The organism is Novosphingobium barchaimii LL02 (assembly GCF_001046635.1).
Classification (GTDB): Bacteria; Pseudomonadota; Alphaproteobacteria; order Sphingomonadales; family Sphingomonadaceae; genus Novosphingobium; species Novosphingobium barchaimii.
In genome coordinates this window covers 718,844-743,236 of the sequence record NZ_KQ130452.1, presented here as the reverse complement: position 1 = coordinate 743,236, position 24,393 = coordinate 718,844, and the positions used below count along the sequence as shown (strand labels likewise).

The 24,393-nt window shown below is 64.7% G+C and carries 19 protein-coding genes; 9 read left to right on the top strand and 10 right to left on the bottom strand.

Features of this window, described 5'->3' with window-relative positions:
• Nucleotides 1–13: 13 nt before the first annotated feature.
• Both V474_RS03790 and V474_RS03785 read right to left on the bottom strand, forming a co-directional pair.
• On the bottom strand, nucleotides 14–1,615 hold the full coding sequence (locus tag V474_RS03790; RefSeq protein ID WP_059150180.1) for a phytoene desaturase family protein: 1,602 nt from the start codon (nucleotides 1,613–1,615) through the stop codon (nucleotides 14–16).
• Nucleotides 1,612–2,799, bottom strand: a complete 1,188-nt coding sequence (locus V474_RS03785; protein WP_059150179.1) for an aromatic ring-hydroxylating oxygenase subunit alpha — start codon at nucleotides 2,797–2,799, stop codon at nucleotides 1,612–1,614. Before V474_RS03785 ends, V474_RS03790 begins: the two co-directional genes overlap by 4 nt.
• A gap of 36 nt (nucleotides 2,800–2,835) precedes the next feature.
• On the opposite strand from V474_RS03785, the gene V474_RS03780 reads away from it, so the two are divergent.
• Nucleotides 2,836–3,447, top strand: coding sequence for a TetR family transcriptional regulator C-terminal domain-containing protein (locus V474_RS03780; RefSeq protein WP_059150178.1), 612 nt, complete (start codon nucleotides 2,836–2,838; stop codon nucleotides 3,445–3,447).
• Here the strand turns inward: V474_RS03780 and V474_RS03775 are convergent.
• From V474_RS03775 to V474_RS03765, 3 genes are all read right to left on the bottom strand, one after another.
• Complete coding sequence (locus V474_RS03775; RefSeq protein WP_059150177.1) at nucleotides 3,444–4,739, bottom strand: APC family permease; 1,296 nt, start codon at nucleotides 4,737–4,739, stop codon at nucleotides 3,444–3,446. The two genes, V474_RS03780 and V474_RS03775, sit on opposite strands and share 4 nt — an antisense overlap.
• Before the next feature lie 4 nt (nucleotides 4,740–4,743).
• Nucleotides 4,744–7,137: a TonB-dependent receptor gene (locus tag V474_RS03770; protein ID WP_169795002.1), complete on the bottom strand. Its 2,394-nt coding sequence runs from the start codon at nucleotides 7,135–7,137 to the stop codon at nucleotides 4,744–4,746.
• A 131-nt stretch (nucleotides 7,138–7,268) separates the two neighbouring features.
• Entirely contained in the window at nucleotides 7,269–9,047 is a 1,779-nt protein-coding gene (locus tag V474_RS03765; protein WP_059150175.1) for a tetratricopeptide repeat-containing sulfotransferase family protein, read from the bottom strand.
• Here V474_RS03765 and V474_RS26485 point away from each other — a divergent pair.
• Together V474_RS26485 and V474_RS03755 are read left to right on the top strand one after the other, a co-directional pair.
• On the top strand, nucleotides 9,046–9,447 hold the full coding sequence (locus V474_RS26485) for a hypothetical protein (RefSeq protein ID WP_236710619.1): 402 nt from the start codon (nucleotides 9,046–9,048) through the stop codon (nucleotides 9,445–9,447). The genes V474_RS03765 and V474_RS26485 overlap by 2 nt on opposite strands.
• Before the next feature lie 170 nt (nucleotides 9,448–9,617).
• Nucleotides 9,618–11,411 (top strand): DEAD/DEAH box helicase, encoded by a 1,794-nt coding sequence (locus V474_RS03755; protein ID WP_059150173.1) that lies wholly within the window; start codon nucleotides 9,618–9,620, stop codon nucleotides 11,409–11,411.
• Nucleotides 11,412–11,521: 110 nt separating this feature from the next.
• Here V474_RS03755 and V474_RS03750 read toward each other — a convergent pair whose 3' ends face one another.
• Nucleotides 11,522–11,983: a GreA/GreB family elongation factor gene (locus V474_RS03750; RefSeq protein WP_059150172.1), complete on the bottom strand. Its 462-nt coding sequence runs from the start codon at nucleotides 11,981–11,983 to the stop codon at nucleotides 11,522–11,524.
• Nucleotides 11,980–13,860 carry an ABC-F family ATP-binding cassette domain-containing protein gene (locus V474_RS03745; protein ID WP_059150171.1) on the bottom strand — a complete coding sequence of 627 codons (1,881 nt, stop codon included), beginning with the start codon at nucleotides 13,858–13,860 and terminating at the stop codon, nucleotides 11,980–11,982. The genes V474_RS03750 and V474_RS03745 overlap by 4 nt, the downstream gene beginning before the upstream one ends.
• Before the next feature lie 243 nt (nucleotides 13,861–14,103).
• Between V474_RS03745 and V474_RS03740 the strand changes: the two genes are divergently transcribed.
• From V474_RS03740 to V474_RS03720, 5 genes are all read left to right on the top strand, one after another.
• Nucleotides 14,104–14,415, top strand: coding sequence for an FtsB family cell division protein (locus V474_RS03740; protein WP_059150170.1), 312 nt, complete (start codon nucleotides 14,104–14,106; stop codon nucleotides 14,413–14,415).
• 170 nt (nucleotides 14,416–14,585) lie between these two features.
• Nucleotides 14,586–15,668 (top strand): pyruvate dehydrogenase (acetyl-transferring) E1 component subunit alpha, encoded by a 1,083-nt coding sequence (pdhA, locus tag V474_RS03735; protein WP_059150169.1) that lies wholly within the window; start codon nucleotides 14,586–14,588, stop codon nucleotides 15,666–15,668.
• 1 nt (nucleotide 15,669) lies between these two features.
• Nucleotides 15,670–17,064: a pyruvate dehydrogenase complex E1 component subunit beta gene (locus V474_RS03730; RefSeq protein ID WP_059150168.1), complete on the top strand. Its 1,395-nt coding sequence runs from the start codon at nucleotides 15,670–15,672 to the stop codon at nucleotides 17,062–17,064.
• A 194-nt stretch (nucleotides 17,065–17,258) separates the two neighbouring features.
• A complete protein-coding gene (locus V474_RS03725) occupies nucleotides 17,259–17,867 on the top strand; it encodes a hypothetical protein (RefSeq protein ID WP_236710617.1) in 609 nt (202 codons plus the stop codon).
• A 72-nt stretch (nucleotides 17,868–17,939) separates the two neighbouring features.
• Complete coding sequence (locus V474_RS03720; protein ID WP_059150166.1) at nucleotides 17,940–18,395, top strand: EF-hand domain-containing protein; 456 nt, start codon at nucleotides 17,940–17,942, stop codon at nucleotides 18,393–18,395.
• A gap of 4 nt (nucleotides 18,396–18,399) precedes the next feature.
• On the opposite strand, the gene trmFO is transcribed toward V474_RS03720, so the two are convergent.
• Nucleotides 18,400–19,776, bottom strand: a complete 1,377-nt coding sequence (gene trmFO, locus V474_RS03715) for a methylenetetrahydrofolate--tRNA-(uracil(54)-C(5))-methyltransferase (FADH(2)-oxidizing) TrmFO (protein ID WP_059150165.1) — start codon at nucleotides 19,774–19,776, stop codon at nucleotides 18,400–18,402.
• A 75-nt stretch (nucleotides 19,777–19,851) separates the two neighbouring features.
• On the opposite strand from trmFO, the gene V474_RS03710 reads away from it, so the two are divergent.
• Entirely contained in the window at nucleotides 19,852–20,532 is a 681-nt protein-coding gene (locus tag V474_RS03710) for a hypothetical protein (protein WP_236710615.1), read from the top strand.
• A 462-nt stretch (nucleotides 20,533–20,994) separates the two neighbouring features.
• Here the strand turns inward: V474_RS03710 and V474_RS03705 are convergent, their stop codons facing one another.
• Entirely contained in the window at nucleotides 20,995–21,342 is a 348-nt protein-coding gene (locus tag V474_RS03705) for a DUF952 domain-containing protein (RefSeq protein WP_059150163.1), read from the bottom strand.
• Nucleotides 21,339–24,110, bottom strand: coding sequence for a DNA gyrase subunit A (gyrA, locus tag V474_RS03700; RefSeq protein ID WP_059150162.1), 2,772 nt, complete (start codon nucleotides 24,108–24,110; stop codon nucleotides 21,339–21,341). Before gyrA ends, V474_RS03705 begins: the two co-directional genes overlap by 4 nt.
• Nucleotides 24,111–24,393: the final 283 nt, after the last annotated feature.

Genomic DNA, 24,393 nt, shown 5'->3' with positions numbered 1-24,393 from the left:
GCAGGCGCTATCTTTAGCGGAATCGGGCGAAGCGGCCCTTGTCGGCGATGACTTCGTGAGCGCAATTGTGGCCGGGCGCGCCTGTCACACCGCCGCCGGGGTGAGCACCCGCTCCGCACATGTAAAGGCCCTTGATAGGCCCTCGATAAGCGCCATGACCAAGCACAGGCCGCGCCGACCACATCTGGTCCAGCGTCAGGTTGCCGTGCATGATGTCTCCGCCGACAAGACCGAACTTGCGCTCCAGGCCCTTGGGGCTGAGCACCTGCCTGCCCAGGATCGAGGCGCGGAAGCCGGGCGCATGCGCTTCGACCGTATCGATGATCGTGTCGGCGGCCTTGCCTTCCTCGGCGTCCCAGTCCCTGCCGCCGGGCAGTTCGGGCGCGAACTGCTGGCAGAACAGGCTCGCGACGTGCTGGCCTTCGGGCGCAAGAGTATCGTCGATGGTCGAGGGGATGAGCATTTCTACGATCGGCGCCTTCGACCACCCATACTGCTTCGCATCGATGAAAGCGCGGTCCATGTAGTCGAGCGTGGGCGCGATGATGATGCCCGAGCGGTGATGTTCGCCCGGCTCCGGCAGGCAGGTAAAGCGAGGAAGTTCGGACAGGGCGACGTTCATGCGGAACGTGCCGCTACCGGTCTTGAAGCCCTTCATACGGCGCGCGAAATCCGGGTTCAGGTCGCTGGCGGCAATCATCCTGCCATAGAGCAGCGCTGGCCCGACATTGGCGATGACACGCGGGGCGGCGATCTCCTCGCCGCTTTCGAGCCGTACGCCAGCTACCTTGCCGCCATCGACCAGCACTTGCTCGACAGGCGTTTCGAGGCTGATTTCGACGCCAAAGTCGCGGCAGACCTTGGCCATGATCTGGGTGATCGTGCCCATGCCGCCGACCGAATGGCCCCAAGCGCCCTTCTTGCCGTTCACCTCACCAAAAACATGATGGAGCAACACATACGCGCTGCCCGGCGTATCGGGCGAGGCGTAATTGCCGACTACCGAGTCGAAACCGAAAGCGGCTTTCACCGCCTCGCTTTCGAACCAGCCGTCGAGCAGGCCGCGCGCGGACTTGGTGAACAGGTCCAGCACATCGCGCTGCGCCTCGATCGACAGGCCAGCCAGCTTGCGGCCCTGCAATACCGCATCAATCAGGGACCGCCAGCCGCCGCCAGCCTCGGGCGGAGTCTTGAGCGCAAGGTCGCGCAGAACCCCCGCCACGCCTTCGAGAGCGTCGTAATAGGCGGGCAGCACTTGCGCATCGTGTGCCGAGAAGCGGCGGAACTCTGCCTGCGTGCGTTCCAGTCCGCCGCCCAGCTTGAGGTAGCCGCCGTCTTCCTGCGGCAGGAAATTGCTGATCGGCCGCTCGATCACCCGGTAGCCATGCTCGGCCAGCCGCATGTCGGCGATGACCTTGGGCTGGAGCAGGCTGACGGTGTAGCTGGCGACGGAGTTGCGGAAGCCGGGGTGGAATTCCTCGGTCACCGCCGCCCCGCCGACGACGTCGCGCCGCTCCAACACGCGCACCTTCAGTCCGGCACGGGCGAGGTAGAAGGCGCAGGCGAGGCCGTTGTGGCCGCCGCCGATGATGATCGCGTCGTACTTCGTGGTCATGCTGCAGGGCTCCAGCCGGGGGCAGGGCGGTGCTCGGAGCGCGCCTCTGGAATGATGTGGCGGATCCGGGCGCAGAAATGGCGCAGGCACACTTCCTTGTCGGACAGTGGCCCGATCGAGAAACTGCGCGAGGCCATGCCGGCCTGAACGCGGGTGATCAGTGCGGTGTCCTCAGTGTTGACCTGGCGGTTGATGCGCCAGTTGAGGTAGCGCGCGGCACGCATCTCGCGGCGTGTTTCGCCGGGAGTATAGGCGTCCGGCAGGACATAGCTGATCTCGCGGATCAGGCTTGTGGTCGCACTGAGGGGGAGCCACTGCATGAAATCCACCTGATCGGGGTAGATGTCGAAAGCGACGTTGGGCCAGAGCTTGAAGTAGAGCCAGTGGCGCTGGCGGCCTTCCGGCAGATGCGGCACGGGCGGCAACAGCTTCTGATACATCCGCTCCGACCAGTTCCGCGAAGGGGCGTCCATCAGGTCGCCCCACATCCTGTCGACGCTGGCCTTCGCCTCTACACCGTAGCTGCGGCCGAACAGGCGGGTAAGGCCAGGATGGGCAACGGGAATGTGCAGGCCGTCGGAATAGTTGTCGCCGATGTTCTTCCAGTTCACCGCACGCTCGCGCAGGGTGACGCGGCCCAGCGCTCCCAGTTCCTCGAAGCGGTAGGGGGCGACCATCGCCTCGTAAGGCGCCATCATCTCGCCCACGGAGGGGCCGCCGTCGTCGACGAGGCGAACGAAGATGAAACCGCGCCACACGTCGATCTGGACCGGCGACAGCCCATGCCGGGCGCGCTCGAAGGCGGGGTAGCTGGCACTGTCGGGAACCCCGGAGAGGCGGCCATCAAGGTCGTAGACCCAGGCGTGGTAAGGACACACCAGCTTCTTCGTGCAGCCGCTGGCACCGTCGACCAGGCGAGAGCCACGGTGGCGGCAGACGTTGGTGAAGGCGCGCAGGGTGCCGTCGACGCCCCGCACGACGATGACGCTTTCGTCCAGATAGTCGAGGGTGTGCCAGTCACCTACGGCCGGCACGTCGCTTTCGTGGCAGACGACCTGCCAACTGGGGGCAAAGATCCGTTCTTTCTCGGCCTTGAAGAAATCCGGGTCGGAGTAGGTCCAGGCCGGCAGACTCCAGCCTTCCAGCGGATCGGTCATGGTGTGATGGGCAGCCTTCGTTGCCATCTTCGGCTCCTTGCTATACGGTCGTATAACAAGATCATGAGCCAGCATCAATCCTCCACCGCGCCCACGTTCCGGCGGCGCTCCGATCCGGACGAGCGACGGCAGAGCCTCATCGAAGCTACCGCGCGGTGCCTTGCGAAGAACGGCGCCGGAGGTACTTCGGTGCGCACGATCTGCGCGGCGGCGGGGGTCTCGCCGGGGTTGCTGCGGCACTACTTCGGCGGTGTGGGGCAGGCGATTGCCGAGGCCTATCGCTGGACCGGGCTGCGCGTTTCGCATGCGCTGGAGGAGGCGGTGGCCGGTGCGGGCGATGACCCGCGCGCCCGGTTGCTTGCCTATCTAACCGCCAGCTTTCGTTCCCCCATCGCCGATCCCGAACTGCTGGCAACATGGCTGGCGTTCTGGAGCATGACGCCCGTGGACGGCGATATCGGCGCGCTTCACGGCGAAATCTACGGCGAGTTTCGGGGCGGTATCCAGGACCTGATCCTTGCGCTGCGCCCGGACCTTTCAGATGCGCGGCTTCAGGCGGTGGCGCTTACGGCGCTGATCGACGGCTTATGGCTGGAACTGAGCCTTGGCCATGCGCCTTTTACGCCGCTGGAGGCCGAAGGGCTGGTTGAAAAATGGCTCGACGCATTACTCTAGATCCGCTCGCGACAGCGCATCCACAACCAGACCGGAAGACCCAGCGCCATCAGAATGAAGCTCATGCCGCTGGCACCGATGCCCGCGCCCCATAGCGTCCACAGCGCATAGACCGCGCCGACCAGTGCCAGAACGCGCCCGATACGCAAGCGCCAGGCAGCCAGCGTGCAGGCGAGGTAAAGCCACAGCGTCGCCGAAGTGGACAGCAGCAGCAGGTATTCGAACAGCCCCTGCATCGACCGCGAGCCGTTCATGGCGACGAACAGGCTGGCGATGCCGGTCGAGATCAGCATCGCGCGCAACGGCGTTCCGCGCGCATCGGTGGCACTGAACCATTTCGGCAGCAGGCGGCGCTCCGCCATGTCGCGCGCCATCTCCGCCTGCAGCAGGGTCCACCCGTTCAGCGCGCCGATGCAGCTGACGACCGCGAAGACAGTCACCATCGCAGCTGCAGCCGGATTCCAGTACCGCGCAACGAACGTGGCGAAAGGCGCAGGCGATGCCGCCGCCACCTGCATTGGCAGCAGCAGCGCGATGGACGAACAGACCAGTAGATAGAGCCCGCCGGTCAACGCCGTTCCCCATAGCGTGGCGCGCGCGATATTGACCTTGGGATTGCGCACCCGGGCAGCGGCGATGCTAGCAGATTCGAAGCCTAGCAGCGCCCATAGTGTAAGCGTGGCGGCGGCATTGATCGAGGCGGGCTTCACCGGAACGGCATCTACCGGCAAGACCTGCGCCTTGCCGGTGGCGAACAGCACGGCGGCGATGGCGATGACGACCACTAATGGAATGATCTTGACCGCGGTCGTTACGATCTGGAAATTCCCAGCCGCCTTCACGCCGCGAAGATTGACCAGTGCCAGCCCCCAGACCAGCACGAGCGCCGCCAGCGCAGGGCGGAACGCCTGTGCCGAAAGAGCAGGAAACATGTTCGACAGGTAGCTCACCGCCGCCACCGCGATCGTGGCTACCGTGGTCCAGACCGAAACGAGATAGATCCAGCTGATGAAAAACCCCGCGGTCGGCCCGAACGCGGCCGTCACGAACCCCGACGGGCTGCCGGCTTCGGGCAGGGCGCGGGTCAGCCGGGCGAGGACGAGCGCCAGAACCACAGCACCTGCCGTCGTCAGGACCCACCCGGCCACCGCGTTCCATCCGAACGGGGCGAGCGTTGCGGGCAGGAGGAACACGCCGGAGCCGATCATGTTGCCCATGACCAGCGCCATTGCCGCCACAAGGCCAAGGCGGCCATCGGCCACCCCGGCGTGCTTTTCTCTCCTGAAGTTCAAAGGCTCAGAAATCCCTGCCGATCTTCAGCCCGATTACCCTCGGGCGAATTACGTAGTCGTAGAAGACACCGCCAGTGCTGGTGACACCGTCGGGATCGCCGCAGGTGGTTTCCAGGCACTGGACCGAGCTGTTGATTACGCCGTTGCTGTCGAACACATTATTGGCATAGATTTCAACGCGCCAGATATCGTTCTTCATCCCGATGCTGAAATCCGCCGTGGTGTAGGCGGCGAATTTGCCCTTGATGCTGTTTTCCGTATCGCGAAGGTCGCTGCGGCGTTTGCCGATATAGTTGACGGCGCCTTGAATGTGTCCCTGCCAGTTGCCGACCGGGAATTCATAGCGCGCAACGGCGTTGCCCTTGAACGAGGCGGTGATCGGTAGTCGAGTGCCCGCTTTGGCGAGCAGCGCGTTCTCGGCCCCGTCGCTTCCCGCCAGCGAGCAATCGAAACCGGCGTTGGCGATGGCGCAGAAGTCCTTGCGGATCTTGGCGTCGTTGTAACTGCCCGCGGCGCTGAGCGAGAGGCCGCCCTTGCGATAACCGACATCGAACTCGGCGCCATAGATCTGGGCGACGCCGGCATTTCGGATCAGAGTAAGGCCGTTCTCACCCAGGAACGAGAGCTGGATGTTGTTCCAGTCCTCTCGGTACATCGCATAATTGAAGTGGAAGGCGCCGATCTGCGATTTCCAGCCGAACTCGTAGTTGTCCAGCTTGTCCGGGCCGTAGGGCGGCAGGGTGGAGCGGCGATTGATGCCGCCGGGACGAAAGCCGCGCGACCATGTGGCATAGACCAGCCAGTCAGGCGTGAGTTTATAGGTGAGGTTCGCCTTGAAGATGGCGCCGCTGTCCGACGTCGTCTTGTCGAGGTTGGTGCAGGGCGACCCGGCGATCACCGCCTCGGCGAAACAGGCCGCCACGCCGGTGCGGCTGGAATAGCCGTCGCTGTAGCCGAAGAAGCCGACCAGCGAATTCTTGTATTTGTAAAGCCGGCCGCCGCCGGTGGCGGTCAGCTTGTCGGTGATGTCGAAGCTGAGTTCGCCGAAAACCGCATAGTCACGGTCGACGCGCTTTTGCTTGGTCAGCCAGATGTCGCTGTCGGTGCCCGGCACAGTGATCGCATCGGAAATGCCGTCGATGATATAGTCCTGGCTGATCAGGTGCGACTGGCGCTGCGCGAAAAGGCCAGCCATCAGGCGGATCCGGTTCTCCTGCGGCGAGGTGATGCGCAGTTCGCCGAACTGGCGCTTATACTTGTCCTTGCCCCGGATGTACTGGTTGGGATTGACCGGGTCGCCGGCATTGTCGGTAAAGTACGCGCCGGAACCCAGCACCGCATCATAGAAGTACGAGTAGTCGGAATAGTCGGACTCGGTGTGGTCCTTGCGGTTGAGGATACCGCCCGTCGCTACCAAATCCCAGTTGCCCAGCTTGCCCTCGATGGTGAGGGCGGCCTGATACCACTCGTCCTTGCTGCTTTCAGGGTTGTACTGGACGGTCTGGAGCTTCTTGCTGACCGCGCTGGAGCGTTCCTGCGCGAAGCTGCCGCTGGTCTTCTGGACCTGACCCATGAGCGTCGGGGTGATGGTCCAGTTATCGTCCAGTTCGATGCCCAGAGCCATGCGGGCGCCGTAGGTATCGACATCGTTGTAGTTCTTCTCGACGAGATCGGCGTTGGTCTGGGTTGCGCCAGAGGTCGGATAAGTGCGGCTGCCGGCGACGTTGTCGATGTAGCCGCCGTCGTGGCGATACCAGCCCACGACACGCAGGGCCGAACGGTCCGACAGCTTGAGATTGACGAAGCCCTGGGCCACGCCGCCGATGTCGCCGTGGGTCACCGAGTTCAGCTCCATATCGGTGGCGCCGTACGTGCCCGAATAGTCCGGCTTGTTGGTGACGATCTTGATCGTGCCGGCCATCGAACTGGCCCCGTAGAGCGTACCTTGCGGCCCGGCCAGCGCCTCGACCCGGGCGATATCGTAAGCGTGGATGTCGAGCGCGCCCTGGATCGTTGTGATCGGCATTTCGTCGAGATAGGTGCCCACCGTCGGCAGCGCGGCCGAATGGTTGGCGTTCTCACCGGACGCGACACCGCGGAAATAGACCTGACTGAAGCCGGGCTGGATGGTCTGGATGGTGACCGAAGGGATGAACTTGACCGCGTCCTGCAGTTCCTTGACCTGCAGTTCGCGTAGCTTTTCAGTGCCCAGCGCGGTGATCGCGATAGGCACGTCCTGGATGTTCTGGGTACGCTTTTGCGCGGTGACGAGGATGACATTGCTATCCTCCCCGGCAGGTTCGCTTTGCGCAAACACTGGTTGCGCTGCAGCAAGAGCCGATGAGCCGAGCAGCGCGATTGTGACGCTGCGACGCGAAGTCAGACGCGAAGAAATCACCCGTATCCCCCTGTAGTTACTCTATGGGGAGGGCGCCATAATTCATGAGGTTTGACAATAGGAGCGCCGGGTAAACTCGATTGTGCGCTGCAATGTATGACATTTCTGCCACAATTCAGCGCTGCAGACATTCACTCCCGCGCGTAAGTCTCGGGCAACTCTCCGAGCGCTGAAATTAGTGGACCAAGCCATGCCTCGTACGCTCGCCACTGGCCGACGCCATCGCGATTGATCGGGCGGCGCACCTGTTCGCTGGATGCCGTTCGAACGGCACGGGTGTTGCGGTAAAACTGGAGGCACGACCCCTCGAACGGTACGCCGAGATAGGCCACCAGGCGGCGTACCTCCGCTTCGGGATCGTCCAGCAGGCGCTCGTGGATGACGCGGTGGACGCGACCCGGCATCACGCGATCGTAATGCGCCATGGCCCGCACATAGTCGGCGTAATAACGTCCAATGTGCTCCAGGTCGTAGGAGAAGGACTGGCCCTTGGCGAAGTGCTGGCGGAAGTTGGAAAATCCGCAATCCAGCGGATGGCGTCGCGCATCGATGATCTTCGCATTGGGCAGTATCATCGCGATCAAGCCGAGGTAGGCCCAGTTGTTAGGCAGCTTGTCGATGTAGAACGGTTTCCCGGTCTTTCGCTGGATTCGGGTTCTTTCAAGGAACTCCGAGCCGAGTTCGGAGAGGCGCTCAGGCGGCATCGCTGCCAGCGCCTGAGGCCAGTCGCGGGGACGGCCGCCGGCAGCCTGCGCCTCACGCATGGCCATGGCAGGGATGTCGGGCAGTTCCATAGTGCCTTCGACTTGCGAGTGGCTGGAAAGTATCTGTTCGATCAGGGTCGAGCCCGCGCGGGGCAGGCCGAGAATGAACACCGGGTCCGGTGATGGCGCGCCGGCCCCCAGCCGGGCCTCTACGAAGCTTGGCGTGAATACCGCGATCATGGTGTCTACCTGCGCGCTCACCGTTTCGGGGGCGTATGCCAATTGATCCCGGCGCAGGCGGTTGCCCAGGGCATAGTGGCCGAAGGATTCGGGCGCTTCGCCGCGATCCTCGCGTGCCTTGCCGAGCGCGAAATGGAGGTGCAGCCGATCGTCCTCGCAAAGCCCGCCGCCAGCCAGAGCGGCCTCCATCGCGGCGACGTCATCGTCTCCGAAGCGCCAGGTCTTGAGGTTGGCAAGGCTCCACCACACTTCACCAAGGCCCGGATCGATGGCCAGTGCGCGGCGATAGGCGGCGATGCTTTCCGCCTGGTTTCCCAGCGTCTTGAGGATATGGCCATGGCTCATCCACAGCTTTGCGTGCTCGGGGAATGTCTCGGTCAGTTCGGCATATATGCGCCGGGCTTCCTCGTAATCGCCAGTCCGCCCCAACGCGGCTGCCCGCAAATTCAGGTTACCCGCATCATCGCCGCCCTGCGCCAGCACAGTGTCGAGTTCGCTGACCGCGTCGGGGAAGCGGTTCTGTTTGTAGAGCACGGTGGCAAGGTTCGCCCGCGCCGCGACAAAACCGGGCGCCAGTTCCAGCGCGCGGCGCAGCAGAGCCTCGGCATCGCGGTAACGACCGATTCTGCCCGCCAGTTCGGCCATCATGCGGATCGCGGCGACATCGGTAGGCTGTTCGCGCAGCCGCTGGCGCAGCAGGCCTTCTGCGGCGGGCAGGTCATTGACGATCATGGCACGGGCAATGGCGATCAGCGCCGGGTCATGCGCCGAAGCGCGCACAGCCTCCGCTTCCGCCAGCCTAGCCTCCGCTTCCCGGCCCAGTGCGCGCAGGGCGCGGCCCAGCAGCCGATAGGCCGGCGCGTTATCTCCATCGCGCAGGAGGATATCTCGCAGCACGGGAAGCGCGCGGGCGGGGTCCGCGGCGACGAGTTCCCCGATCGGGGCTGAGGATGGGTTACGATTCATGCCTGATATTTATGGACATGAACGGGCGGCGATCTCAAGCGGATGTGGCGCTGCGGGGCGCTGGCCTATCCTGTTGCCTCTCTTGCGGGAATATGACAGTCTTCCGGCCGGCTTGATCGCCGGTCGCCGGATCGTTAGCGGCCCGCACAATGAGCCGGCCAATAAATCCAGGGGTGTATCTGTCATGCGCGTAAGCACTGTACGCAAAGGACTTTTTCGCACGATCCTGCCAGGTCTGGGCGAATGCGCCCGGGTCGACATGAGCGCGGGCGACGCGGCGCCGTACCTTGAGCGGGAAATGTACGTCCTGCTCGGATTTCAGCCTAGTTTCGACCAGTTGCCCGAGAAGGATTCGGATGCAAAACCGCCTTCCCGGCGCCTCTGGCCGGAGTGGAAGTGAGCCTCCGCACGGCGGGCATGAGCAACGATTTCACGCGAAAGTGAATTTGGTGCGCGCAAATTCGCGCGGTTTCGTCTATGGGCGGCCGACTGGCGCCGTATGAAGGTGCCCTCGCAGCCCTTTCTACGCTCCATTAGGCCGCTTACTGCGGCAGGATTCATTTGCCCGTTATGACATTTACAAACCTCCCCCAGCCTCTCGCCGAGGCTCTCGCAGCGCATGGCTACGAAACGCTCACGCCGGTCCAGACCGCGGTGACCGAGGACGAAGCACGCAGCCGCGATCTCGTCGTCTCCGCGCAGACCGGCTCGGGCAAGACCGTGGCTTTCGGCCTCGCGATTGCCGACGAATTGCTCGAAGATGGCCGCATTCCCTACTCGGAAGGTCCGCTGGCACTGGCCATCGCCCCGACCCGCGAACTGGCCCAGCAGGTCAGCCGCGAACTGGAATGGCTCTACGCCAAGACCGGCGCGCGCATCGTCACCTGCGTTGGCGGCATGGACCCCGTGAAGGAGCGCCGTGCGCTCGAACGCGGCGCGACCATCGTCGTCGGCACGCCGGGACGCCTGCGCGACCACCTCGAGCGCGGCAAGCTCAACCTCTCGGGCCTGCGCGCCATCGTCCTGGACGAAGCTGACGAGATGCTCGACATGGGCTTCCGCGACGATCTCGAGGAAATCCTCGATGCGACCCCGGAAGGCCGCCGCACGCTGCTGTTCTCGGCAACGATGCCGCGCCCGATCGAGGCGCTGGCCCAGCGTTACCAGAAGAACGCGCTGCGCATCTCGACCGTTGGTGAAAACCGTGGTCACGGCGACATCGCCTACAAGGCCGTCACCGTCGCCCCGTCCGACATCGAGCGCGCGGTGGTCAACCTGCTGCGTTTCCACGACGCCGAAACCGCGATCCTGTTCTGCGCCACGCGCGACAACGTGAAGCACCTGCACGCGACCCTGGTCGAGCGCGGCTTCTCTGCCGTTGCCCTGTCGGGTGAGCACTCGCAGAACGAGCGTAACAACGCGCTTCAGGCACTTCGTGACCGCCGTGCCCGCGTCTGCGTCGCCACCGATGTTGCCGCGCGCGGTATCGATCTGCCCACGCTGACCCTCGTCGTTCACGTCGAAATTCCGCGCGATGCGGAAACCCTGCAGCACCGCTCGGGCCGTACCGGCCGCGCGGGTCGTAAGGGTACTGCCGTGATCCTGGTTCCGTATCCGCGCCGCCGCCGGGTCGAAATGATGCTGCGCGGCGCGCGCATCGAAGCAGAGTGGGGCGAAGCGCCGACGCTGGAATCGATCCGTGCGCAGGACCGTGAGCGTCTCATGGAAAAGCTCCTCGCCCCCGTTGAGGCCGAGGAAGACGATCGCGAGATCGCCCGTGTGCTGCTGGAAAAGGTCAGCGCCGAGGATCTCGCCGCTGCTCTCGTGATCGCGCACCGCGCCGCCATGCCGCAGCCCGAGGAACTGATCGGGAATACGCCGGAAAGCCGCGAGCCGCGTCACCGTCCCGGTTTCGACGACGTGGTATGGTTCAGCATGGATGTGGGCCGTCAGCAGAACGCCGAAGCGCGCTGGATTCTGCCGGTGCTTTGCCGCCGTGGTCACGTTACCCGTGACGCCGTGGGCCAGATCCGCATTTCGGCCGATCAGACGCACTTCCAGATTCCGGTTGCCCTGGCCGACCAGTTCGCCGCATCCGTGCAGCGCACTGCCAGCCATGATGACGGCGAATACGAATCGACCATCCTGATCGAGCGTTCGGCCGAAGCACCCCGCGACGTTGCCAAACATCGCAGCCGCGACCGCGAGGGTCCGCAGGGGCGTGGCCGTCGTCCGCAGGGCAATGGCTATCCGCGCAGCGAAGGCGGAGAGGGTCAGTCGTCCTTCCGCCCGCGCCCCGCTGGTGGACCCGGTGGCGGCGGCAAGCCGTTCCACAAGAAGCCCCGCAAGGGCGGCCGCGACTGATCAGGCCGGCAGGCCCGTTAAATGAAAAGCCCGGCATCACCTTGGTGATGCCGGGCTTTTCATGTCTGATGTAGATCGCGTCGTGCCGGATCAGGTCCGGGACGGTCGGGTCAACCTACCGCGATCTCCAGCACTTCGATCGCCTCTTCCCGGCCATTGAAGTCGACGAATTCGCCGACTTCCGCTCCCAGCACCGCGCGGGCCAGCGGCGCAGTAAAAGCAAGTCGGCCCGCAGCCGGTTCGGCCTCGTCATGGCCGACGATGGTGATTTCGCGAGCCTTGCCGTCGAGGGCGAAACGCACTCGGCAGCCGAACATCGCTTTTGGGCCAGAAGGTTCTGGCTGCACTTTGGCCGTATCCCGCCGCGCGCGCCAGTAGCGCAAGTCGCGCTTGGCGGTGTTCAGCGCGGTTTCTTCCGAAAGCTCGGCAACTTTGGCCGTCAACTCGCTGATCCGCGACCCAATCATCTCAAGGCCGCGCTGCGTGACGAGGTTCGGCCCCGGCGGGATGGGCACTTCGAACTTGGGCTCGAGGTGCTCCTCGTCCCCGTCACGGCGGAAAGCTACGCTCACTTGCCGCGGCCCATCAGGGTTTCGAGAACCTCGTTGACCTCAAGCCACTCGGTCTCGGCCTGTTCCAGATCGGCGGTGCAAGCGGCATGGCGCTTGCCCAGTTCGCCGATCGCCACGCCCTTGAGGTCGCCCTTGCCCGAACCCGGATTGGCAAGCGCGGCGTCGATCTCGGCAAGCTGCGCCTGCTGGCGCTTCATGCGCGTTTCGGCGGCGGTGACCTTCTTGCGCAGGGCTTTGAGTTCCTCACGCGCGACGGCGCCGGACTTCTTGGCGCCGCCACTGGCCTTGCCTTCAGCGCCGCCGGACTTGGGCTGGTTGCGGCCCAGCACGAAGTCGACGTAGTCCTCCATCGAGCCGTCGTAGTTTTCGGCCACACCGCCATCGACCAGCACCAGCCGGTCCGCGACCAGTTCGACCATGTGACGGTCGTGGCTGACGAGGATGACGGCGCCGTCGAACGCGTTGAGCGCCTGAACCAGCGCTTCGCGGGCGTCGACGTCAAGGTGGTTGGTCGGTTCGTCGAGGATCAGCATGTGCGGCGCGTCGCGCGTCACCAGCGCCAGCGCCAACCTTGCGCGCTCACCGCCCGAGAGCGTACCGGTCACCGAAGTGGCACGGTTGCCCGAGAAGCCGAAACGGCCAAGCTGGCCGCGCACGGCGACCGTGGGCTTGCCGTCCATCGCCCGCGTCATCAGTTCCAGCGGCGTGGAATTGCTGGGCAGTTCCTCCACCTGATACTGCGTGAAGTAGCCGATGCGGATCTTGGGCGAGAAGGTCAGCGACCCTTCCATCGGATCAAGCTGGCGGGCCAGCAGGCGCGCCAGCGTGGTCTTGCCGTTGCCGTTTCGGCCCAGCAGCGCGATGCGGTCCTCGGGATCGATGCGCAGGTTGAGGCGGCGCAGGATCGGCTTGTCTTCTTCATAGCCTACTGCGGCAAGGTCCAGCGTAACCAGCGGCGGACGCAGTTCGTCGGGGCTGGGAAAGTCGAAGCTGAGCGAGGGATCTTCGGCCATCGAGGCGATGGGCTGCATTTTGGCCAACATCTTGGCGCGCGATTGCGCCTGCTTGGCGGTCGAAGCGCGGGCCGAATTTTTCGCGACGTATTCCGACAGCTTCTTGCGCTGGGCGTCCTGACTGGCGCGCGCCGCTTCGGCCTGGGCCGCGCGTTCGGCGCGGATGCGCTCGAAGCTGTCGTAGTCGCCGGGGTAGAGCGTCAGCTTGCCTTGCTGCAGGTGCAGGATGTGATCGACCACGGTGTTGAGCAGGTCGCGCTCGTGGCTGATGACCAGCAGCGTCTTGGGATAGCCCTTGAGGAAGTTCTCCAGCCACAGCGTCGCTTCGAGGTCGAGGTGGTTCGAAGGCTCGTCGAGCAGCATGACGTCAGGCTCGGAGAACAGCAGCGAGGCCAGCGCCACGCGCATCTTCCAACCGCCCGAGTAGCTGTCCAGCGGACGGCCCTGCATTTCCTCGTCGAAGCCAAGGCCGACGAGAATGCGGGCTGCGCGGGCAGGGGCGGTATAGGCGTCGATCGCTATCAGGCGCTCGTGAAGGTCGCCCAGGCGGTGCGGGTCGGTGCAGGTCTCGGCTTCGGCGAGTAGCTGCGTACGCTCGGTATCGGCTTCCACCACGGCGTCGAACGGGGTCTTGGTGCCGGTAGGGGCTTCCTGCGCGATATAGCCCAGGCGCGCACGGCGGGGCATGTCCACCGAGCCGCCGTCAGGTTCGAGTTCGCCAATGATCGCCTTGACCAGCGTGGACTTGCCCGCGCCGTTGCGGCCGATGAGGCCGATCTTGCCGTTCTGGGGCAGAGTCGCGCTCGCGCCGTCGATAATGGTGCGGCCGCCGAGGCGCACGGTGATGTCACGTATGGTCAACATGGCGCTGCGCCTAGCAGGGCGCGCGGTTAAGCGAAACCGCGTTCCTCCCTGCGGGCACAGCATTTGGAGGTGACAACGGCATGGATTTACGCCGCGCAGCGCACACTGGCCGAACACAAAAACTTATCAACACCTATACCCACGGCCATGGCACTGCTGATCGCGCCTCCACCTGTCGCAAATGGCGGAAATCCAGTAAGAAATGGGCTTGAAACGACGAATCACATGTGATTCTATAAAGTCATGCGAACCGTGCGACAGGAAGCGAACATTGCCAGAGAGCGACTCGTGCAGGGCCTTGCCCTTGCCGTGCTGTTGCTCATGGGCCTCTACTGCGTCGCCGGGCCCAGTGGTCTGCTTGCCTGGGGCGAGAATCAACATCTGCTCGAAGAACGCCGCGCCAAGCTCGTTGAACTTCAGGCCGAGCGCGACCGTCTGAAGAATCGCGTCGCGCTGCTCAATCCGCAGAACATGGACCCCGACCTTGCAGGTGAGCTTGTTCGTAGCCATCTCAATGTCGCGCGTCCGGACGAGATGGTGATGCAGCTGCCCTGACGGGCGCGTGTCGCTGTCGTGACTGGCACGTAACAATGCCGATTTTTGCAAGTCTAGTTGCAAAATAGTCCACGTTCGCAGGCCAATTTCGATCGTCCGCGCTTTCGCTTTTCGAGCGGCGTTCCTATACCGCCCTTCCGAACGATCGCACCAACGATGGGAAGCAAGCGTTGCCCAAAGCAAAGACTCCGGTAGCCGAAACGGCCACTGTCGCAGACGCCTCAACTGACGAGGATTTCGCGCTGCACAGCCTCCAGGCCGCTCTGGACGCTGATAAGCGTTACGAACCTTCCAAGGAAGAACTGCTCCACTTTTACGAGCAGATGCTGCTGATCCGCCGCTTCGAGGAAAAGGCCGGCCAGCTTTACGGCTTGGGCCTGATCGGCGGCTTCTGCCATCTCTACATCGGTCAGGAAGCGGTTGCCGTTGGTCTGCAGTCGGCGCTCGACGGGTCGAAGGACTCGGTCATCACCGGTTACCGCGACCACGGCCACATGCTCGCCTACGGCATCGACCCCAAGGTCATCATGGCCGAGTTGACCGGCCGTGAAGCCGGTATCTCGAAGGGCAAGGGCGGCTCGATGCACATGTTCTCCGTGGAGCATCGCTTCTACGGCGGGCACGGCATCGTCGGTGCGCAGGTCTCGCTGGGCGCAGGCCTCGCCTTCGCGCACAAGTACCGTGAAGACGGCGGCGTCGCGATGGCCTACTTCGGCGATGGCGCGGCCAACCAGGGCCAGGTCTACGAGAGCTTCAACATGGCTGCCCTGTGGAAGCTGCCGATCATCTTCGTGATCGAGAACAACGGCTACGCCATGGGCACCGCGGTAAAGCGCGGCTCTGCCGAGACGCATTTCCACCGCCGCGGCACCGCGTTCCGGATCCCCGGCATGTCGGTTGACGGCATGGACGTTCTGGAAGTCCGCAAGGCTGCCGAAGTCGCCCTCGAATACGTGCGCGGCGGCAATGGCCCGGTTCTCATGGAACTGAATACCTACCGCTACCGTGGCCACTCGATGTCCGATCCGGCCAAGTACCGCAGCCGTGAGGAAGTTCAGGACGTGCGCGAGAAGCGCGATCCGATCGAGCATGCCAAGGCGGAACTGATGGGCATGGGCGTGACTGAGGAAAGCCTCAAGGAACTCGACAAGCGCGTGCGCTCGCAGGTCGCCCAGTCGGCAGACTTCGCCGAGAATTCGCCGGAGCCGGTGGCTTCCGAACTATATACCGACGTTCTGGTGGAGAGCTACTGAGATGGCGATCGAACTGAAGATGCCCGCTCTCTCCCCGACGATGGAAGAGGGCAAGCTGGCCAAGTGGCTGGTCAAGGAAGGCGACGAGGTCTCCTCCGGCGACATTCTCGCCGAAATCGAGACTGATAAAGCCACGATGGAATTCGAATCCATCGACGAAGGCGTGGTCGGCAAGATTCTCGTTGCCGAAGGTACCGAGGGCGTGAAGGTCGGCACCGTGATCGCGGTTCTGGCCGGCGAAGGCGAAGACGCATCTTCCGTCGAGGCGCCTGCCGCCAAGGCCGAAGAGTCTGCCGAAGCGCCCCAGTCCGGTGAAAAGCCCGCTGAGGACAAGAAGCCCGCCGAAAGCGGCACGGCCAACCTCCACAGCGACATCAAGACGCCTCGCGGCCCCGAAGTGCCGCACGGCACCAACATGAAGACCTCGACCGTGCGTGACGCCCTGCGCGACGCCATGGCCGAGGAAATGCGCCGCGACGACCGCGTGTTCGTGATGGGTGAGGAAGTCGCCGAGTACCAAGGCGCCTACAAGGTGACGCAAGGGTTGCTCGCCGAATTCGGACCCACCCGTGTCATCGACACGCCGATCACCGAGTACGGCTTTGCCGGCATCGGCACCGGCGCGGCGATGGGCGGCCTGCGCCCGGTCATCGAGTTCATGACGTTCAACTTCGCCATGCAGGCGATCGACCACATCATAAACTCGGCCGCCAAGACCAACTACATGTCCGGCGGCCAGATGCGCTGCCCGATCGTGTTCCGTGGTCCCAACGGCGCGGCTTCGCGCGTGGGTGCGCAGCACTCGCAGAACTACGGTCCGTGGTACGCCAACGTACCGGGCCTGGTGGTCATCGCGCCTTACGACGCATCGGACGCCAAGGGGCTGCTCAAGGCCGCGATCCGCAGTGACGATCCGGTCGTGTTCCTCGAGAACGAGCTGATCTATGGCCGTTCGTTCGAACTGCCTGAACTTGACGACCACGTCCTGCCGATCGGCAAAGCGCGGGTCATGCGCGAAGGCAAGGACGTGACCATCGTGTCCTACTCGATCGGCGTCGGCCTCGCGCTCGAAGCCGCCGAGACGCTGGCGGAAGAAGGCCTCGATGTCGAAGTCATCGACCTTCGCACCCTGCGTCCGCTCGACAAGGAAACGGTTCTGGCCAGCCTCGCCAAGACCAACCGCCTCGTCGTTGCGGAAGAAGGCTTCCCCGTCTGCTCGATCGCGTCCGAAATCTCGGCGATCTGCATGGAGGAAGGCTTCGACGACCTCGACGCGCCGGTCGTGCGCGTCTGCAACGAGGACGTGCCGCTGCCTTACGCCGCGAACCTCGAAAAGCTGGCCCTGATCGACGCAAAGCGCGTCGTCGAGGCAGTCAAGAAGGTCTGCTACCGCTGATCTGACGGCGCGGGCGATGGTTGATGCCACCGCCCGCGCTATCGGCGATCCGGTGAGCGGAAGATGGGTTTATTCCCGTCGCCGCACCCTCTAGGGATGCCGCGTGACCGAAACCCAGCCCCCCCGCATCCCAGACACCCGCCTCGAACGAGGATATCCTCGTCGCCTCGCTGCCCACGGTATCGCGGCTTGCCTTGGCCTATGCGCCGAAGTCCGCGCGGGTACAGACGCTGGCGCTGCTGGCGCTCGATACCCGGCTCGCTGGTCTGCTGCGCAATTCCCGTGAACCGATGATGGCGCAGCTGCGTCTGGCATGGTGGCGCGAGTCGCTGTCCCAGCCTGCCGACAAGTGGCCAGACGGCGAACCGCTGCTTGCCCTTCTGCGCACCTGGAATGGACATCACGGCGGTCTCGTCAGCCTCGTCAATGGCTGGGAAGCCATGACCGGAAGCGCGCCGCTTCCCGCATCCGCGCTGGAATTGATGGCTGAGGGAAGGTCCGCTGCTTTCGCCACTTTGGCGCAGGCGCTGGGCCGTGACGGTGAACTTCGCGCCGTGCAGCGACTGGCCCGTTCCTGGGCGCTGGCCGACCTTGCCATGCGCCTTGGCCATGAAAACGAGCGCGAGACGGCTCGCGCTCTGGCGCTGGCTGACCGCGCCAAAGGCGTGCGTCTCTCGCGGCCCTTGCGCCCGTTGATGGTGCTTCATGGGCTCGCTTATCGCCGTCTCGACAAGGGTGAGGAAGCGGCGACATCCCCCGCCGCGGTGCTCAAGGCCATGCGCCTTGGCCTGCTCGGCTTATAGATTAAAGCGTTGTAATTTCCGGAAGGATGGGCGCTGCCCCTAAGGCTGCGAGCCTTGATGAAGGGGCTTGCTATGAACCGTTTCCTGCTTGGCGGCCTTGCCGTGTTCGTGATGATGGGGATTGGCCTGTTCTGGCTTCAGGGCCGCGCCGAAGTGGAAGCCGGCGCCCCTCCGCCCAGCGCCAGCGCGTCCATCGGACCCGCGCCCTTGCCCAGCGCGGATGTAGGCGACATGGTCGGTCCGGAATTGCCGCAAGCAACCGAACTCAGCCGCGAACAGCGCCGCTTCTTCCGCTACGACCGTGACCGCGACAAGCGGATATCGCGCAATGAAATGCTCTCAACCCGCGCCGATGCCTTCCGCAAGCTGGACAAGGACGGCAACAACCTGCTGACCTTCGAGGAGTGGGCGGTCGCCAAGGTCGACAAGTTCGCCGAGGCCGACGTCGACCACGACCAGTACCTTACCCCCGCCGAATTTCGCCGCACGGCGCCCCCGCCCAAGCCCAAAGCAAAGTGCAGCTGCTGAGGGCTTACGCCGGCGTCAGTCCTTCCAGCCACGGCGCGATCTCTTCCTTGGCGCGGCCGGTGTAGGCTTCCTTGCGCTGCTTCTTCTTCACATCGTGCAGCGGCGGGAACAGGCCAAAGTTGATGTTCATCGGCTGATAGGTTTCGGCCTCGGCGTCGCCGGTGATGTGTGAGAGCAGGGCGCCCATCGCGGTCGTGCGCGGCGGCGCCTGCCACTCCTGGCCGGCGAGTTCGGCGCAGGCCATCAGCCCGGCCATGAGGCCGACTGCCGCGCTTTCGACATAGCCTTCGCAGCCGGTGATCTGCCCGGCGAAGCGGACGTGCGGCGCGGATTTCAGGCGCAGGGTCCGGTCGAGCAGCACCGGCGAGTTGAGGAACGTGTTGCGGTGCAAGCCGCCAAGCCGCGCGAACTCGGCATTTTCGAGGCCCGGGATCGTGCGGAACAGCTTCACTTGCTCGGCATGTTTCAGCTTGGTCTGGAAGCCGACCATGTTCCAGATCGTGCCCAGCTTGTTGTCCTGGCGCAGCTGCACCACGGCATAGGGCCAGCGTCCGTTCGGATGCTCTGGCGTTGCCCAGTGCGGATTGTCGAGGCCGACCGGCTTCATCGGGCCGAAGCGCAAGGTGTCCACGCCGCGTTCGGCCATGACTTCGATGGGCATGCAGCCGTCGAAATAGGGAGTGTTGGCCTCCCATTCCTTGAACGAGGTCTTCTCGCCTTCGACCAGCCCCTTGTGGAAGGCGAGGTACTGCTCCTCGTTCATCGGGCAGTTGATGTAATCCTTGGTCTCGCCCTTGTCCCAGCGCGAGGCCATCCAGCACACGTCCATATCGATCGATTCGTGGTAGACGATCGGGGCGATGGCATCGAAGAAGGCGAGGCTGTCCGCGCCGGTCGCCTGACCGATCGACCCGGCCAGCGCCTCGGCGGTCAGCGGGCCGGTGGCGACGATGACGCGGCCTTCGGGCAGCGCGTCGATGCGTTCGCGCACGATGTCGACGTTGGGCAGGGCGGCAAGGCGGGCTTCCACCTCGGCGGAGAACACGTCGCGGTCGACGGCCAGCGCAGAACCGGCGGGAACCTCGGCAATGGCCGCGGCCGACATGATGAGCGAATCGCAGAGGCGCATCTCGTGGTGGAGCAGGCCCACCGCGTTCTTGTCGCTGTCGTCTGAGCGAAACGAGTTGGAGCAGACCAGTTCGGCCAGCCCGTCGCCCTGGTGGGCGGGGCTGCGCTCGCCCGGCCATTCTGGACCGGCGCCGCGCATTTCGGAAAGGCGCACGCAGTAGCCCCGGCGGCCAAGCTGCCAGGCCGCCTCGCTGCCGGCCAGGCCGCCGCCGATAATGTGAACGTCGTAAGTCGTACCGGAGTCTTTTGTCATGGGCCTCGCCTAGCCGGTATGGCGGGCATGGAAAAGGCCCCGCTCACCTGCCATAGCCGCAGGCGAACCCAACCGATGAGAAAGACCACGATGCCCAAGCGCGCCCTGATCGAACGCCGACCCTGGCTGCTGGGTAGCATGGTGCTGGCGCTGGCCTGGATCTGGCTGCAAGGCAGCGAGACGCCGGGGCTTTACCTGTTGCTGCTCAAGGCAGCGCCGCTGCTGTTGCTGGCGGTCTATGCGGTGCTGCGCCACCGGGGAAACGATACGCGGTCGCTGGCGGGCATGCTGGTGTTGCAGGCGATCGGCTCGGCGCTGATGGACTATATGCCGCTGATCGCGCTGAATGCGCTGCTGGTGGCTTATCTGATCGGCCTGGGAATGTTCCTGGTCCATCGCCGGGTGGAAATGGACGGCGGACGCAAGGCCTCGGCGCTGGCGCTGACTTTGGGGACACCTCTGCTGTGCTACTTCGCGGCGGAACGGGCCGGGGTTGGCGTGCCGCTGTTCCTGGGCCTGGCTCTGGGCGGCATGGCGGCTTCGGCGTGGATCAGCACGTTCCCGCGCTCCCGGGTAGGCCTGGGGGCTTCGCTGATCGTGGCCGGGAACGTGCTGGGGATCGCCGCGCTTGGCGGTGCGTCAGGCGGTTCGGGGCCGGCCGCGGCGCTGGCGGCGTGGCCGCTGTTCTACCTGGGCAACCTGGTGCTGGCGACGGGGGTTACCGGCGAGTTGCGGATGCGCGAGGATTTCTTGTAATTGCCTTCCCGCCTCCCCGGCACAGGCGCGGGGACCAACCGGGCGTGGGGGATCGTCCGCTGGCGAGCGCGGAGTAACGCCGAAAGAAAACACGGATGCCGAAGAGGGATCATCGGGTCGGCGTCGGGGCGTCCTGTGCAAGGACGCGAGGGAGGGCAGCCTTTAGTGCGAACGGCCGGTTAGTGGCTGCTACAGCCCGGCTCGGTCCTGCGGATCGGTTCGAAGCGGCGACGCGGACTCGCAAAAGCCGCTGCCTCGAAAAGGTCGTCCGGGAAGCCCCCTCTTCGTGGGAGGCGGGCCGATTGCGGGGACCTGGGTATGTGAACCGATCCGGTCAGACGCTGGTGGCGTGGTCCACGGCTTGCGCACGCGTCCGGCCCACGGCGCCGACCCGATACACCGCTTCCCCTTACGCGTCGGGGCTGCGGATGTCGGAGCTTATAACCTAATTGGTTATAATTGTCAATGAGGGAGTTGCAGCGTTCCGGCATCGTCCCGCGATACCGGGGCGTGCGACAGGACTGCCGAGAGCGGCAGGTCTGCATAGATGTGCGGGAACAACGCGCCCCCGCGCGAGACTTCCCACTTCACCGCATCGCCCAGCGCGGTCAGGTCGACCACGGCGATATGCAGGTCGTCCTGCCCGGCGAAATGCTTGTCCAGGGTGCCCTGCGCCTGGGGTGCGGCGGACAGGTGGATATACCCGTCCGCGATATCCACCGGAGCGCCGGCGAACGTTCCGTCGGCGAGCAGCCTTGCAAGCTGCTCGCCGGTCAGGATCTTGTAGGCGACGGTATCCGCCGCGCTCACTCGTCGCCCTCGGCTTCGGGGGTTTCGGTGTCTGGCGTTTCCGTTTCGGCCGCACCCTCTACCACGGGAAGCGCGGCGACGGCGTCGACTTCAGGCTCTTCGTCGAGGCGCACGGCGCTGACGACATGCTCGTCGTTCGATACGGTGAACAGGCGCACACCTGCCGAACCGCGTCCGATGACCCGCAGCGAATCGAGCGGCAGGCGGATCAGCTTGGCCTGGTCGGTGACCAGCATCAGCTGCTGCGCGCGGGTGGCCGGGAAGCTGGCCACCACCGGCCCGTTACGGCCGATGTTGTCGATATTGGTGATGCCCTGGCCGCCGCGTCCGGTGCGGCGATACTCGTAGGCCGAGGACAGCTTGCCATAGCCGTTGGCGCACACGGTGAGGATGAACTGCTCGCGCGCGGCCAGTTCTTCCATGCGTTCGGGCGCGAGGGTGGACTCGCCTTCCTTCTCGCCCTTCCACGGGGCGAAGCGCAGGTACTGTTCGCGCTCCTCGCCGTCAGTGCCGACGCGGTGCAGGATCGACAGCGAGATGACCTCGTCGTCTTCCTTGAGCGTCATGCCGCGAACGCCGGTGGACGTGCGGCTCGTGAATTCGCGCACATCATCGCCGGCGAAGCGGATCGCCCGGCCCTTGCGGGTGGCGAGCAGCACGTCGTCCGACGCCGCGAGCAGGGCGACGCCGATCAGTCGATCGTCGCTGCCTTCGTCGAAACGCATCGCGAACTTGCCGTTGCTGGGGATGTTCGCGAAGGAATCCATCGAGTTGCGGCGCACGTTGCCCTTGGCCGTGGCGAACACGACCGACAGCTTGCTCCACTCGGTCTCGTCCTCGGGCAGGGCGAGCACGGTCTGGATCGTCTCGTCCTTGTCCAGCGCGGGCAGGAGGTTGACGATCGGCCGGCCGCGCGTGGTCGGTCCGCCCTCTGGAAGGCGATAAGCCTTGAGGCGGTAGACCTTGCCTGCGGTGGAGAAGAACAGCACCGGGTTGTGAGTGGAGGTGACGAACATCGTCGTCACGGCATCCTCTTCCTTCGTCGCCATGCCGGCGCGGCCCTTGCCGCCCCGGTTCTGGGCGCGGAAGGTGGAGAGGGCGGTGCGCTTGATGTAGCCGTCCATGGTGACGGTCACCACCATGTCCTCGCGCTCGATCAGGTCTTCGTCGTCGATCCCGTCGAAAGCGGCGGTGATCTCGGAGATGCGCGGGGTGGCGTAAGCATCACGCACGGCCTGAAGTTCGCCGCGCATCACATTGTAAAGTTTGACGCGGTCGGCCAGGATTTCGAGGTATCCGGCGATCGCGACCGCCAGTTCCTTGAGTTCGTCGCCGATCTCGTCGCGGCCCAGCGCGGTGAGGCGGTGGAGGCGCAGGTCGAGGATCGCCTTCACCTGCGCTTCGGACAGGCGGTAGGTCCCGCCGGCCTGCTCGGCATCGGGTTCGATCGCCTCGACGAGGCGGATGTAGGCCGCGATATCGCCGATCGGCCATTCCTTGGCGATCAGCTTGGCACGCGCGTCGGCCGGGTTGGACGCGCCGCGAATGATCTTCACGACCTCGTCCATGTTCGAGACCGCGACCACCAGGCCGAGCAAGATATGCGCGCGCTCGCGGGCCTTGTTCAGTTCGAACTTGGTGCGGCGGGTGATGACCTGCTCGCGGAACTGGATGAAAGCCTGGAGAATGTCGCGCAGCGACATGATCTCGGGCCGACCGCCGCGGATCGCCAGCATGTTGGCGGCGAAGTTGGACTGCGCCGGGGTGCTGCGCCAGATCTGGTTGAGCACCACTTCAGGCGAGGCATCGCGCTTGAGGTCGACGACGACGCGCATGCCTTCGCGGTTCGATTCGTCGCGGATGTCCGAGACGCCTTCGATCCGCTTGTCCTTGGCGGCTTCGGCGATCTTCTCCACCAGGTTGGACTTGCCGACCTGATAGGGAATGCTGGTCAGCACGATCGAGCGGGCACCCCGGCTGGCGCCGCGTGCTTCTTCGACGTGGTGGCGGCAGCGCATCACGATCGAGCCGCGTCCGGTGTACGACGCGTTGCGCGCGCCGTGCTGGCCCAGGATCAACGGCGCGGTCGGGAAATCGGGGCCGGGGATGATGTGGAACAGTTCCTCCGCGGTGATGGCGGGATTGTCCATCATCGCGAAGCAGCCGTCGATCACCTCGCCCAGGTTGTGGGGCGGGATGTTGGTGGCCATGCCGACCGCGATGCCGCCGGCGCCGTTGACCAGCAGGTTGGGATATTTCGCGGGCAACACCGAGGGCTCGCGCCGCGAACCATCGTAGTTGTCGACGAAATCGACGGTATCCTTGTCGAGATCGTCGAGCAGCGAATTGGCGACCCGGGCCAGACGCGCTTCGGTATAGCGCATCGAGGCCGGCGGATCGGGGTCCATCGAACCGAAGTTACCCTGACCGTCGATCAGCGGCAGGCGCATCGACCAGTCCTGGGTCATGCGTGCCAGAGCGTCGTAGATCGCGCTGTCGCCGTGGGGGTGGTAGTTACCCATGACGTCGCCGACGATCTTCGCCGACTTGCGATAGGGCCGCCCGGCGACGAAGCCGCCTTCCTGGCTGGCGAACAGGATGCGGCGGTGGACCGGCTTAAGTCCGTCACGCACGTCGGGAAGCGCGCGGCTCACGATCACGCTCATCGCGTAATCGAGATAGCTCGTCTTCATCTCGTCGACGATGTCGACGCGGGTGAACTCGCCCTCGGGGCCGGTGTGCTCGGTGATGTCGGTCTCGTCGCTCACGCGTTGCTGTCGCCAGATTGCTATGGGAAAGGGGTGATGGACCGCCCTAGGACATGCGCGGAGCGAATGCCACCTGAACCACACCGCCGGGGCGGGGCAGCCTGGCGTTTTCCACACATATGCACGGGAACCCTGAACGGGTGCGACGAATTGCATTCAAGGAGCGTTCAACGGCGCTCACCTATTTCGCAGGGCAGGTTGCCAATCGTTCAATTCGCCGCCAAACCCTGCGGCGCTCGTTTTCGTCCTGCTTTCGGGCAGGATATTGCCTGCCTACCGCAGG

Coding starts and splice junctions, on each gene's coding strand:
- V474_RS03790 (WP_059150180.1), bottom strand. CDS start 1,615: ATGACCACGAAGTACGACGCGATCATCATCGGCGGCGGCCACAACGGC.
- V474_RS03785 (WP_059150179.1), bottom strand. CDS start 2,799: ATGGCAACGAAGGCTGCCCATCACACCATGACCGATCCGCTGGAAGGC.
- V474_RS03780 (WP_059150178.1), top strand. CDS start 2,836: ATGAGCCAGCATCAATCCTCCACCGCGCCCACGTTCCGGCGGCGCTCC.
- V474_RS26485 (WP_236710619.1), top strand. CDS start 9,046: ATGCCTGATATTTATGGACATGAACGGGCGGCGATCTCAAGCGGATGT.
- V474_RS03765 (WP_059150175.1), bottom strand. CDS start 9,047: ATGAATCGTAACCCATCCTCAGCCCCGATCGGGGAACTCGTCGCCGCG.
- V474_RS03755 (WP_059150173.1), top strand. CDS start 9,618: ATGACATTTACAAACCTCCCCCAGCCTCTCGCCGAGGCTCTCGCAGCG.
- V474_RS03745 (WP_059150171.1), bottom strand. CDS start 13,860: ATGTTGACCATACGTGACATCACCGTGCGCCTCGGCGGCCGCACCATT.
- V474_RS03740 (WP_059150170.1), top strand. CDS start 14,104: ATGCGAACCGTGCGACAGGAAGCGAACATTGCCAGAGAGCGACTCGTG.
- V474_RS03730 (WP_059150168.1), top strand. CDS start 15,670: ATGGCGATCGAACTGAAGATGCCCGCTCTCTCCCCGACGATGGAAGAG.
- V474_RS03720 (WP_059150166.1), top strand. CDS start 17,940: ATGAACCGTTTCCTGCTTGGCGGCCTTGCCGTGTTCGTGATGATGGGG.
- trmFO (WP_059150165.1), bottom strand. CDS start 19,776: ATGACAAAAGACTCCGGTACGACTTACGACGTTCACATTATCGGCGGC.
- V474_RS03710 (WP_236710615.1), top strand. CDS start 19,852: ATGAGAAAGACCACGATGCCCAAGCGCGCCCTGATCGAACGCCGACCC.